Annotated in this window: 13 protein-coding genes; 7 read left to right on the forward strand and 6 right to left on the reverse strand. The window is 73.8% G+C overall.

Annotated features, from left to right (window positions below; translation table 11 throughout):
* Nucleotides 1–43 precede the first annotated feature (43 nt).
* The 3 genes from ACZ6JT_RS01140 to ACZ6JT_RS01150 all read right to left on the reverse strand — a co-directional run bounded on the left by ACZ6JT_RS01140 (nucleotide 44) and on the right by ACZ6JT_RS01150 (nucleotide 1,517).
* Nucleotides 44–502, reverse strand: a complete 459-nt coding sequence (locus ACZ6JT_RS01140) for a DUF2267 domain-containing protein (RefSeq protein WP_469205899.1) — start codon at nucleotides 500–502, stop codon at nucleotides 44–46.
* 59 nt (nucleotides 503–561) lie between these two features.
* Nucleotides 562–957, reverse strand: a complete 396-nt coding sequence (locus ACZ6JT_RS01145) for a DUF2267 domain-containing protein (protein ID WP_469205901.1) — start codon at nucleotides 955–957, stop codon at nucleotides 562–564.
* Nucleotides 958–1,082: 125 nt separating this feature from the next.
* Nucleotides 1,083–1,517 (reverse strand): Hsp20/alpha crystallin family protein, encoded by a 435-nt coding sequence (locus ACZ6JT_RS01150; RefSeq protein WP_469205903.1) that lies wholly within the window; start codon nucleotides 1,515–1,517, stop codon nucleotides 1,083–1,085.
* Between the two features lie 163 nt (nucleotides 1,518–1,680).
* Here ACZ6JT_RS01150 and ACZ6JT_RS01155 point away from each other — a divergent pair, with 163 nt between their 5' ends.
* Both ACZ6JT_RS01155 and ACZ6JT_RS01160 read left to right on the forward strand, forming a co-directional pair.
* Entirely contained in the window at nucleotides 1,681–2,343 is a 663-nt protein-coding gene (locus ACZ6JT_RS01155; RefSeq protein WP_469205905.1) for an HSP18 transcriptional regulator, read from the forward strand.
* A gap of 136 nt (nucleotides 2,344–2,479) precedes the next feature.
* A complete protein-coding gene (locus ACZ6JT_RS01160) occupies nucleotides 2,480–2,809 on the forward strand; it encodes a hypothetical protein (protein ID WP_469205907.1) in 330 nt (109 codons plus the stop codon).
* Between the two features lie 21 nt (nucleotides 2,810–2,830).
* Here the strand turns inward: ACZ6JT_RS01160 and ACZ6JT_RS01165 are convergent, their stop codons facing one another.
* Both ACZ6JT_RS01165 and ACZ6JT_RS01170 read right to left on the reverse strand, forming a co-directional pair.
* Nucleotides 2,831–3,148: a hypothetical protein gene (locus tag ACZ6JT_RS01165; RefSeq protein ID WP_469205909.1), complete on the reverse strand. Its 318-nt coding sequence runs from the start codon at nucleotides 3,146–3,148 to the stop codon at nucleotides 2,831–2,833.
* Between the two features lie 45 nt (nucleotides 3,149–3,193).
* Nucleotides 3,194–4,141, reverse strand: coding sequence for an AEC family transporter (locus tag ACZ6JT_RS01170; RefSeq protein ID WP_469205911.1), 948 nt, complete (start codon nucleotides 4,139–4,141; stop codon nucleotides 3,194–3,196).
* 83 nt (nucleotides 4,142–4,224) lie between these two features.
* On the opposite strand from ACZ6JT_RS01170, the gene ACZ6JT_RS01175 reads away from it, so the two are divergent.
* From ACZ6JT_RS01175 to ACZ6JT_RS01190, 4 genes are all read left to right on the forward strand, one after another.
* Complete coding sequence (locus ACZ6JT_RS01175) at nucleotides 4,225–5,583, forward strand: sensor histidine kinase (RefSeq protein ID WP_469205913.1); 1,359 nt, start codon at nucleotides 4,225–4,227, stop codon at nucleotides 5,581–5,583.
* Nucleotides 5,580–6,260 (forward strand): response regulator, encoded by a 681-nt coding sequence (locus ACZ6JT_RS01180; RefSeq protein ID WP_469205915.1) that lies wholly within the window; start codon nucleotides 5,580–5,582, stop codon nucleotides 6,258–6,260. The genes ACZ6JT_RS01175 and ACZ6JT_RS01180 overlap by 4 nt, the downstream gene beginning before the upstream one ends.
* A gap of 191 nt (nucleotides 6,261–6,451) precedes the next feature.
* Nucleotides 6,452–7,495, forward strand: a complete 1,044-nt coding sequence (locus tag ACZ6JT_RS01185) for an alpha/beta hydrolase (RefSeq protein WP_469205917.1) — start codon at nucleotides 6,452–6,454, stop codon at nucleotides 7,493–7,495.
* Entirely contained in the window at nucleotides 7,492–8,730 is a 1,239-nt protein-coding gene (locus tag ACZ6JT_RS01190; RefSeq protein WP_469205919.1) for an acyltransferase family protein, read from the forward strand. The genes ACZ6JT_RS01185 and ACZ6JT_RS01190 overlap by 4 nt, the downstream gene beginning before the upstream one ends.
* Nucleotides 8,731–8,804: 74 nt before the next feature.
* Here the strand turns inward: ACZ6JT_RS01190 and ACZ6JT_RS01195 are convergent, their stop codons facing one another.
* Nucleotides 8,805–9,227 carry a DUF350 domain-containing protein gene (locus ACZ6JT_RS01195; protein ID WP_365470388.1) on the reverse strand — a complete coding sequence of 141 codons (423 nt, stop codon included), beginning with the start codon at nucleotides 9,225–9,227 and terminating at the stop codon, nucleotides 8,805–8,807.
* A gap of 95 nt (nucleotides 9,228–9,322) precedes the next feature.
* On the opposite strand from ACZ6JT_RS01195, the gene ACZ6JT_RS01200 reads away from it, so the two are divergent.
* Nucleotides 9,323–11,200: a GNAT family N-acetyltransferase gene (locus tag ACZ6JT_RS01200; RefSeq protein WP_469205921.1), complete on the forward strand. Its 1,878-nt coding sequence runs from the start codon at nucleotides 9,323–9,325 to the stop codon at nucleotides 11,198–11,200.
* Nucleotides 11,201–11,219: the final 19 nt, after the last annotated feature.

Consider the following 11,219-nt stretch of genomic DNA (forward strand, 5'->3'; position numbering starts at 1 on the left):
GTCCCGCCCGGGGGTACGACCGGATGCCCGGCGGGTCGCTCCGTCAGACGCCCGCGGGCTGGGGCTGGGGCTGAGGCAGGCGTAGCTGGGCCTGGCCGAAGAGGAGTGCGTAGCCCTCCGGAAGCTGCTGAAGGACACGAGCGAGGAGATCGGGGCCGGCGAGAGCGGCGACGGCGGCGAGAACCGCCCCGACGTCCCAGCGGGTGGTGGCCGGCGTGGCACCGGTGCGGGCGGCGAGGTCCTTGACGAAGCCCCATCCCGTGAGCTGCTCGGCATCGGGGACGGCCGCGGTCAGGGCGAGGGCCGCTTCGACGGGCAGGCGACGGGCGAGGTCCAGGCGCTCGTCGCCGGTCAGCTGTCGGCCGAGGGCGGACAGGACGGCGCGGACGGCCTCGGCGGCACGTTCGCGACTGGGGTAGGCGCCCTCGTAGCGGACACGCTCCAGCATCTGGTCGTACGTCACGGCCGCGCGGGAGGGTCGCTGTCGGGTCGGGTCGTACATGACGGGGTGTGCCTTTCTCTGCGAGGAGTGGGCGGGAGGGGGCACGGCTGGCTGTTGCGTCATGTGGGCTGGGGGTGGCCGAAGAGCACGTCGTAGCCGGGAGGCAGCTGGAGGAGGACCTCCTGGGTGAGGGAGGCTCCCGCGGCCGCGGCCACAGTGGAGAGGACGGCTCCGATGTCCCAGAGGGCCGTCTTCTCGGTGGCGCCCTCTATCCAGGCCGCGGTGGCGCGGACGAAACGCTCGGCTGAGAGCGGCTCCTTCGCCGCGAGGGGATTGAGCAGGATCAGCGCGAACGCCTCCGGGAGGCGAGAGGCGAGCCGGGCCCGCACCGCGCCGACCAGGTGGGCGCCCAGCAGGGCCAGGACGACGCGGGACACGCGGTCGGCTTCCTCCCGTGTCCCGTACTCGCCGCGCTCCTGGACGTGCGCGAGAAACGACTCGCGGCGCAAGGGCATGGGTCACCTCCGGAGCAGAGGGGAGCGGGGCGGCGGAGGACCCCTGCCGGGGGAATCGGAACCTGGTCCTCCGCCACGGGTGGCAGGGCGATCGGAGCGGATCTCCGGTGCTCCGGCCGGGGCGGTCAGCCGGAGATCTGCTTGCGGCCGGATTCGCCGCCGATGCTGATCTTGCGGGGCTTGGCACGCTCGGCGATCGGGATCCGCAGGGTCAGGACACCCGCGTCGTAGTCCGCCTCGATGTGCTCGGTGTCGAGGGTGTCAGCGAGCATCACCTGGCGGGAGAACACCCCGAGGGGCCGCTCGGAGAGCTCCATCTGCACGCCGTCGGACTTCCCCGTGGGCCGGCGCTCGGCCTTCACCGTCAGCATGTTCCGCTCGACGTCGATGTCGATCGCCTCGGTGCTCACACCGGGGAGGTCGAAGGCGATCACGTACATGTCGCCCTGCCGGAAGGCGTCCATCGGCATGACGGACGGCTTCGACCAGGTCCCCGACGTACCCGAGAGCTGCTGGACGATCCGGTCCATCTCGCGGAACGGGTCGGTGCGCATCAACATCGCGAAACACCTCCAGTTGGTTCGGGCAGGAACTGCCAATGCGCTTCAACGTGCCTCCGTTGTAACATGTCATCGAAACGATGACAAGCCAGCTCGTCACCAAACAGTTGACATCGGAATGAGGCAACGGAATGACGACATCGCGCAGAGAACGGAGAGAGTCGTGAACGAGGCCGAGCCGCCGACGGGCCGGGTCCACTTCCTGGCCGCTGCCACGGCCCTGGAGACCATCAGTCAGGCCGTGCGGGACGCCCGGCAAGCACAGACGGGAGCGGCGTCGGAAGCGTCCCCGTCCGAGAGCGGACCGCACCCGGCTCTGGCCGCCCTGCTGACGCTGCGCGAGGTCCGCGAACAGCTCGCCGACTGGGAATGCGTCCTGATCGAGAACGCCCGCGGTCGAGGGGCGAGCTGGGCCGAGCTCGCCGGTCCCCTCGGGGTCGCCAGCCGTCAGGCCGCCGAACGCCGCTACCTCCGGCTGCGCCCGGGGACGGCCGGCAGCACCGGTGAGCAGCGCGTCCAGGCGACGCGCGACTCGCGCGCCGCGGACCGCACCGTGAGCGCCTGGGCCCGCGACAGCGCGGCCGACCTGCGCAGGCTCGCGGGCCAGGTCACTTCCCTCACCGGCCTGCCGGACACCGCCAGCGGCGCCATCGGCGAACTGAACCAGGCCCTCGCCGACAACGACGCGGCCCGCCTCGTCAAGCCGCTCACCGACACACGCCCCCACCTGCGGCCCGAGGACACCGAAATCGCCGACCGCATCGACGCCATGACGCGGCACACCGACCGCCTTCGCCGGGACACCCACGACCAGCGCAATGCGTGAACCCGTCGGCCGCCCGCGCCCCCCACCCCGCCGGTGCGACGACCCCGCGCCCTGCGAGCCGGGACGTCCCGCCTGCGGGGGCAGACGGCTGCCGACACGTGCACACTGGCAGAACAGCGGCTATCAGGGAGGTCGTATGACCTGGGCATCATGGACGACCCGCGGGATCTTCGCCGGCCGGGACGGGGTCAGGACCAACGAGACGGGCCCTGCCATGACGGGGGAACTCGACGTCCACACCACTTGGACCGAGTCCGACGGGCTGGCCCACGTAACGGTCCAGTGCAGCGGCGCGTCCGAGTGGGTCGAGCTCGCGGGCAGCCCCCTGGCGTGCCCCAGCGAGGCCGCGAGCCGCGCCCTGCACGACGAGGTCATCCACTTCATACGCGCCGGAGCGACCCACCCGCTGGCCGCGGGCCGGGCCCTCGCCGATCCTGCTGCGGCGAAGAAGCCCCCCACCGCCTGATCGTGGTGGCTCCGCCCTGTGTCACTCCGCGTCGTCCCGAGCGAGGCGGAGGGCCAGTTCCTGGAGGATCAGCTCGGTCTCGGGCTCAAAGCCCGTCGCGTCATACGCGTCGGCGACCGCTTCGAATGCCGCGATGAAGCCGCTCACCAGGGCGCTCAGCGGGGCTGCCAGCTGATCCAGGACGGCGCCGCCGATCTCTTCCGCACCGGCGCCGGCCGGGACCGAGAACTGCTCGGGAATCGTCTCCCCCAGCAGTTCGGAAACGAGGCCCTCCTCGACTCCCCCGCGCAGGGCGGTCAGCGCGCCAATGGCCTTGAGCTTGATCTCGTTCTCGGTCATGCCCCGACCCTAAGAGCGGGGGTGGCCGACAAGGAGCTCTGACGCCTATCCGGCGACAGTCTGCAGCCACAAGGGCAGCAGGAGGAGCGACACGAGCGAACTCTTGATCACCAGCGCCGCGGAGAGGTCGACGCCCACGTCGTAGCGCTGGGCGAAGATGAACAGGTTCTGCGGTGTCGGCATCGCCGCGATCAGGACGAGGTACGCCAGCCACTCGCCCCGGACGCCGAAGAGCATCCCGCACACCGCCCAGGTCAGCAGCGGGAACGCCAGGCACTTGAAGCCCACGAGGGCCAGCTCCTCGCGCGTGGTGCCCCGCAGGTCCAGGCCGAGGCCGCCGAGGTGGAGACCGAGGGCGAACAGGGCGACGGGCGAGGCGCTGTCGCCGACGAAGGCGGCGCCGTCCAGGACCACGGCCGGGATCTTCACCGCGAGCAGGTTGAGCAGGATGCCGGCGTTGCAGGCGAGGACCACCGGGGTGGTGAGGGAGGCACCGACGGCGCGGGCGAGGCGCCGGGCCGGGCCGCCCGCGGCCGGGCCGGCACGGCCCAGTTCCATGAGGGCGATGACGACCAGGGACAGCACGCAGACCTGGAACAGCAGGATCGGGAAGATCGGGGCCGCCGTGCCGAACACGGTGATGAAGACGGGGACGGCGAAGTAGGCCGTGTTGACCTGGACCCCTGCCATCACGCGCAGCGCCACGACCCGGGGCTCCCGAATGCCGTGGACGACCGCCGCCACGGCGACGGCCGCGACCGCGAGGGCCGCCGAACCGGCGTAGCCGCCGATCGCCCGCCAGTTGAAGAGGGCCGCGAGGTCACTGGCGTAGATGTTGCCGAAGAGGTAGCAGGGGACGGCGAAGAGGAAGGCGTAGTCGGAGAAGACCTTGGAGGCCTCGGCCGGGACGATCTTGCGGCGTGCGAGGACCACCCCGCCGCCGAAGGCCAGCAGCACCGGTACCAGTTTCTCCAGCGCGGCTGCCCCGCCCATGCTCTCTTCCCCCATGATCGCTTGGCGGGCAGCCTACCCTTGTCCCCGGTACGGTCTCCGGCCGGGCATAGGCTGGTCCGATCATGAGCGACAGATCCCGCACCTGGCGGGGCGGCCGGAAACGCGACCGCACCCACGCCCCTTCGGCCGGCGCTTCCGGTGCCCCTGTGCCCGGCGCGCTGGGCCGGCTCGCCGCACTGCTGCGCACGCCCGCCCGGCCGGCGCAGCCCCTGCTGGGGCAGGCGGCCAAGCGCTGGCAGCGGATGCTGCCGTACCTCGTCGTCGGCGTCTTCGTGGTGACGCTGCTTCCGGTGACCATCGCCGTACTGACCAATGACTACGGGCTCGACGGCGGCTGGGCGGGTGCGCTCGGGGTGGCGCAGACCGTGCCGCTGCTCCTCGCGGTGGTCCGGCCGCTGCCCGCCTGGGGCCTCGTCCTGGCGGCGGACTTCACCGGCGCGGTCCTGCTGGTCGGTGCCGACGAGGTGGCCGGGCACTCCTGGCCGTGGCCGCCGATGACCATCGTCGGGTATGTCGTGCTGATGGCCTGTCTGGGGCTGCGCGAGTCCATCCGGACCCTGGTCGGGGTGTGGCTGGTGACCGGCGTGCTCGGTGCGGCGCTGGGCTTCTCCCAGCCGGACGGCGTGATGAACTCCGCCGCCCTGCTGTTCGTGCTGAGCGGGGTGATGCTGGTACTGACGGGTGCGCTGCGCGGTCTGGGCGACGCGCAGCAGCGGATCGCCGAGCAGGAGAGCATCAGCGAGGCGGAGCGGTCCCGGCGGACGCTGCTGGAGGAACGGGCCCGGATCGCCCGCGAGTTGCACGACGTGGTGGCCCACCACATGTCGGTGATCACCGTCCAGGCGGATTCGGCGCCGTACCGGCTGCCGGGCATGACCGAGGCGGTCCAGGAGGAGTTCGCGGCGATCGCGGCCGGCGCCCGGGAGTCGCTGGGCGAGATGCGGCGGCTGCTGACCGTACTGCGCGGCGACGGGGCGAACGGCGGCGCGGAGGGCGAACGGGCCCCGCAGCCGGGCATCGACCGGCTGCAGCAGCTGGTGGAGGCGACCGTACGGGCCGGACAGCCGGTGGAGCTGTCGCTGGCGGCGGGGGCGGCCGGGGCGGCTCCGCCGGCGGTGGACCTGTCGGCGTACCGGATCGTGCAGGAGGCCCTGGCCAATGTGGTGCGGCACGCGCCGGGCGCGCGCACCCGGGTTTCGGTGACGGTGGACGAGGACGAGGTGCTGGTGCTCGTGGTCAACGGTCCGGCCCGGGACGCCGTGGTGGAGCTGGAGAGTTCGGGCACGGGGCACGGTCTGGTGGGGATGCGGGAACGCGTACGGTTGACCGGCGGGACCCTGGACACCGGTCCGCTGCCCGACGGCGGCTTCCGGGTCGCCGCCCGCCTTCCCCTGAACGCCCCGATCGAGGACGCAAGTTGACCATCCGTGTGATCATCGTCGACGACCAGGCCATGGTGCGGGCGGGGTTCGCCGCGCTGCTGTCGGCGCAGGCCGACATCGACGTGGTGGGTGAGGCGCCCGACGGGCGGCAGGGCGTGCAGGTGGCCCGTTCCACGCACCCCGACGTGGTGCTGATGGACGTGCGGATGCCGGAGATGGACGGGCTCACGGCGGCCCGCGAGATCCTCGATCCCCCGCCCGGGGTCGTGCACCGGCCGAAGGTGCTGATGCTGACCACCTTCGACATCGACGACTACGTGTACGAGGCGCTGCGCGCCGGCGCCTCGGGCTTCCTGCTGAAGGACGCCCCGCCGGCCGACCTGATCGCGGCGGTACGCGTCGTCGCCTCGGGCGAGGCACTGCTCGCCCCCTCGGTGACCCGGCGGCTGATCGCGGACTTCGTCCAGCAGCGGCCGGCTCCGCGCAAGGACCCGGCGCTGCGGCTGAACGGCCTCACCCCGCGTGAGACCGAGGTACTGCAACTCATCGCGCGCGGACTGTCGAACCAGGAGATCGCGGGCCATCTGGTGCTGGCGGAACAGACGGTGAAGACCCACATCGGGCGGGTGCTGGCCAAACTCGACCTGCGGGACCGGGCCCAGGCCGTGATCTTCGCATACGAGGCGGGGCTGGTCCGGCCGGGCGACTCCGCCTGACCGGGCGCCCGCGGCCGGGCGGGGCACGGCGGACCGGGCGGGGCCAGGCGGACCGGGCGGGGGAACGGCGGACCCCCGGCCCTCCACCACCCCCTACCGGGGTATGACACCCGACTTGGCACCACGGTCCGACGTGCGCGCCGACACCTCCTTCCTACCTTCCTCCTCGTCACGAGGAGAGGAGAAGGGGCATGCGCCGCTTCGGAAGGACGCTGGTCACGGCCGCGCTGGCGGTGACCGTCGTCGGGGGGACCGCCGGATGGGCCTCGGGCGAGAGCCAGGAGGCGGTCACCGGGCCACCGCCCGGCACCACCGGCTGGCTGGCCGACACGGCGTCCGGCCGGGCGCTGCCCGACCCGGCGACCGCGACACCGCGCGAGGTGGCCCAGTTCTTCGCCGGGCTCGACGAGACGGCGCGTCGGCGACTCCTGCGCGACCACCCGATGGTGGTCGGCAATCTGGAGGGGGCGCCGCTGGCCCTGCGGTACGAGGCCAACCGGATCGCGATCACCGCCACCGGTGAGTCCCGGTACGCCTCCCTCGCCGCGCCGGACCGGCGGATCCTGGCCTTCGACCCCCGCGGCCGGGGCCAGGTCGCCGAGGTGTTCGGGGACCTGGAGCAGGCCGAGCACGTCTCGGTGATCGTGCCGGGGTCGGACAACGACGCCACCACCCACGACGCGCGGCGCACGCCACACACCGGCCCGGCCGGGATGGCCCGGGCCCTGCACGAGGCGGCCGGGGGATCCACGGCCGTCGTGGCGTGGACCGGTTACACCACCCCGGTCGGTGTCGGCCTGGACGCGGCCGACGGCCGGCTGGCCACGGCCGGGGCGGCCCGCCTGGCCCGGTTCACCGCCGGGCTCGACGCGGTCGGCGCGCCCGACCCGGTGCTGTTCTGCCACAGCTACGGCTCGGTCGTCTGCGGGCTGGCGGTCCGTCACACGGACGCCGCCGACGTCGTGGCCCTCGGTTCCCCCGGGATGCGCGCCGATACCGCGGCCGGGCTCGGCACCGGCGCCCGCGTCTGGGCGGCCCGGGGTCCCTCCGACTGGATCGCGGACGTCCCGAACGTCCGGTTGGCCGACATCGGACACGGAGCCGACCCCACCTCCGCGCACTTCGGCGCCCGCCGGGTGCCCGCCGCCGACGTCCAGGGCCACGCCGGCTACTTCGCGCCCGGCACGCAGTCCCTGGCGGCCTTCGCCGCGATCGCGAAGGGAGCGACCCGATGAGCGCCTCCGCCACCACCCTGGCCCCGCTGCGGAAGGCCGTCGAGCGGATCGACGGGCAGACCCCCGCCCACCGCGACCGGGCGGTCGACGGGCTGCGCGCCCTTGCGCTGCTCGCCGTGCCGACCGGCCACTGGCTGCTCGGCGGCTTCACCCTCGACTCCGACGGCGGGCTGCACAACGCCAGCCCGCTGTCGGCCTTCGGCGCTCTGGCGCCGGCCAGTTGGGTGCTCCAGATGCTCGGCATCTTCTTCCTGGTCGGCGGCTACGCCTCGGCGCTCTCCTACCGGCGCCGCCCCGGCTCGGCCGGTGCGTGGCTGAAGGGCAGGATCGTCCGGCTGGGCCGGCCGGTGCTCGGGGTCACCGCGGTGTGGGCGCTGGCCGCGCCGGTGCTGTACGCGGCCGGGGTGCCGGAGGCCTCGCTGCGCACCGGGGCGACGCTGGTGATCCAGCCGCTCTGGTTCGTCGGGGTGTACGTGGTGGTCACCGCGCTGACCCCGTACTGCGTGCGGGCGGCGGGCCGCCTCGGCGGCTGGGCGGCGGCCCCCCTGCTCGGCTCGGTGGCCGTGGTGGACTTCCTGCGCTACGGGCCGCTCGCCGAGTCCGTACCGTCCTGGCTGTCCCTGGGGAACGTCCTGCCGGGCTGGCTGTTCGCGTACCAGCTGGGCGTCTCGTGGGGCGAGCGGCGGATCGGGCGGCGCGGGGCCTGGCTGCTGCTGGCCGGCGGGACCCTGCTGTTCGCGGCGCTGCTGGCGGTCTTCCACTATCCGGCGTCGATGGTCGGCGTACCGGGTGCCGCGCGGACCAACTCCCATCCGCCGTCGCTGCTGGTGCTGGCCCTGGCCTCGGCCCAGTCGGGTGCGGCGATCCTGCTGCGCGAGCGGCTGGCCAAGCTGCTGACCCGGCCGGTCCTGTGGGCTCCGGTGGTCGTGATCAACCTGTGCGCGATGACGATCCTGTGCTGGCACCAGACGGCCATGCTGGCCGCGGCCGTGCCCGGCTCGTTCGTGGGCGGGGGCGCGCTGGCCGGGCTGACGACGGCTCCGGACAGCCTGGGCTGGATCGCGGCGCGGGTGGCGTGGATGCCCGTGTTCGCGGCGCTGCTGGTGGGCATCGCCCGGTACGCGCGCCGGTTCGAGCACCCGCCGGAGGGGGTGCGCGGGGGCGGGGCGCTGCGCCGGGCGGCGGCGGGGCTGCTGGCGGCGGGGTTCGCGGTGTTCGCGCTGGGCCTCGCGTAGCCACCGCCTACGACACGACGAGAGCGCCGCTCCCCGCGGGGAGCGGCGCTCTCGTCGTGTACGACTGCTCCGCGTCAGGCGATCGAGGCGGCGACGATCGCGGCCACGGCCAGGTTGCAGGCGGCCGAGACCCAGACCGCCGGGTGGGGCTCCGGGTCGACGACGATCGCGCCGAGCTTGCCCGGGGTCACCAGGTCGAGCACCAGGAAGGCGACCGCCATCAGCAGCAGGCCGAGCACGCCGAACGCCGCGGTCGACGCCAGGCCCTTGCCGAAGTCGTCGTAGGTCGTCCAGATCGAGGTGAAGACGATGCCGCCGATGCCGAGCAGCGCGGAGCTGAGGAACAGGGCCGCGTTGCGGTTGCGCTCCTCCCAGATCTGCTTCGGAAGCTTCCCGGGCGTCAGCACGTCCACGAGGACGATGCCGAGGATCAGCAGGACCAGGCCGAGGGCGCCGTAGGCGCTGGTGCGGCCAAGTCCGTTGATGATGTCGCTCATTGAGAAGCCTGTCTCCGCGTGGGTGGGAAAGTATGTGCCGTGGGGAGGCCGAATCTATCGCACGGCCTTGCGTCGGACCATGGGGAGATCAGGAAATGGTAAAGGTCAGGGCCGCGCGGCCGGCCGAGGCGGGGGCTCTGACCGAGCTGGTCATGCGGTCCAAGGCGCACTGGGGGTACGACGCCGGCTTCCTCGCCGCGTGCGCGCCGGAACTGCGGATAGGCCCCGGTGAGGTGACGGCCCGCAGGATCGTCGTGGCCGAGAACGGGCGGGGGGAGATCCTCGGGGTCGCCTCCCTGGAGGGGGCTCCCCCGCTGGCCGCGTTGGGACTGCTCTTCGTCGAACCGTCGGCGATCGGGCAGGGCGTGGGGCGGCTGCTGTACCGGGACGTGCTGCGCCGGGCCGTGGAGCTGGGGGTGCGCAGGCTGGTGATCGACGCCGATCCGCACGCGGCCGGGTTCTACCGGGCGATGGGGGCGGTCGCGGTGACCGGTCCGACGGACGCGACGGACACGACGGCTCCGGCGGACGCGGCGGCCACGGCTCCGGTATACGCGACGGACACGACGGCTCCGGTGGACGCGGCGGCGGCGACGGCTCCGGCGGACGCGGCGGAGGCGACGGCCCTGGTGCGGTTCGAGGCGGTTCCCGTCGAGCTCGCCGGCTGGGCGCGGGCGTGGACCGGGGGCGGGCGGGCGGTGCACGTGGGCAACGTGGCGGAGTTCAACGCGCAGTTCGCCGACGCCTCCCTCGACCGCGATCAGGCGGCCGCGCACCACTACGCCTGCCTGGCCGCCTTCTACAGTCCGGACCCGGCCGCCCTGGTCCTGCCCCGGCCCGTCCCGAAGGGCTGGACCGAGCTGGTCGGCCGCCAGCTGGGCTGGTCGGAGGTCGAGGTGTACGACGGTCTGGCGGAAGGGGATCCCGGACTGTGCGATGCCGTACGGGGCCGGCCGGCGCTGGCCGCGCTGCTGACCGGTGCCGGGCTGCCCCTCGTACCGTGGGGACGGACCCGGCCGTTCGGACGGCTCGCGGGCCGGCCGTGGCGGGAGGGGGAGCTGCGCTACGAGTCGAAGTCCGCGGCGCACGCGCTGTTCGGGCGGGTCCTGGCGGACGGCGGGCATCCCGGGATCGTGCTGCCCGGACAATGGCGGCCGGCCGGCCGGTGGGCGGCGGCCCGGCTGCTGGCGGCCCGGACCAGGGCGGGCCAGAGCACTGTTCTGAAATCGGAGCACGGCGTCGGGGGTTCGGGCACCACGGTGGTCACCCCCGGCCGGGTCCGGGCCGCGGGTGGGGCCCGCGCCGTACTGCGGCGGCTGCCGCGCGGGCCGCTGCTGGTGGAGGAGTACGTGGCCGGTCCGGCCGAGGGCGAGGGGCCGCGCGATCTCACCTACGACGGCTTCGTGGACGACTCCGGGCAGGTGCACGAGGTCGGCGGGGCGGTGATGGACGTGACGGACGGCTGCTATCAGGGCGCCACGGTCGGCCCCGGAGTGGTGCCCGCGTGGGCGCAGGAGCCGCTCGCCGCCTTCGGGGCGGCGGTGGGCCGGGAACTGGCGGAGTCCGGCTACCGGGGCTGGTTCGACGTGGACTTCGTCGCCGACGGCGCCGGCCGGCTCGCACCGACCGAGACGAACCTGCGGCTGACGGGACCGTCCGTCGCCTTCATGGTGGCCGCCCGGCTCGACGTGCTGCGCGGCGCGGGGCACCTCGTACGGATCGCCGACCGGGTGGAGCTCGGCGCCCGGCTGCCGGAGGCCCAGTGTGACGAGCTGTGCGCGGGCCTGGCCCGGGGCTGCGCGGAGCTGGGGGCCGTGTTCGTCCCGGCCATCCCCACGGGGGCGTTCGAACCGGATCCCTGGCTGGGCGTCCTGGTGGCCGCGCACGACAGGGAAGCGCTGGACGCGGCCGAGGCCCTGGTACGCGCCGCGGCCCGCGCGGTCGGCGCGGACTTCGGCACGCTCACCCGATAGCCCGGCCGCCCGCGGGCCC

This window comes from Streptomyces sp. NPDC046308 (assembly GCF_055588065.1).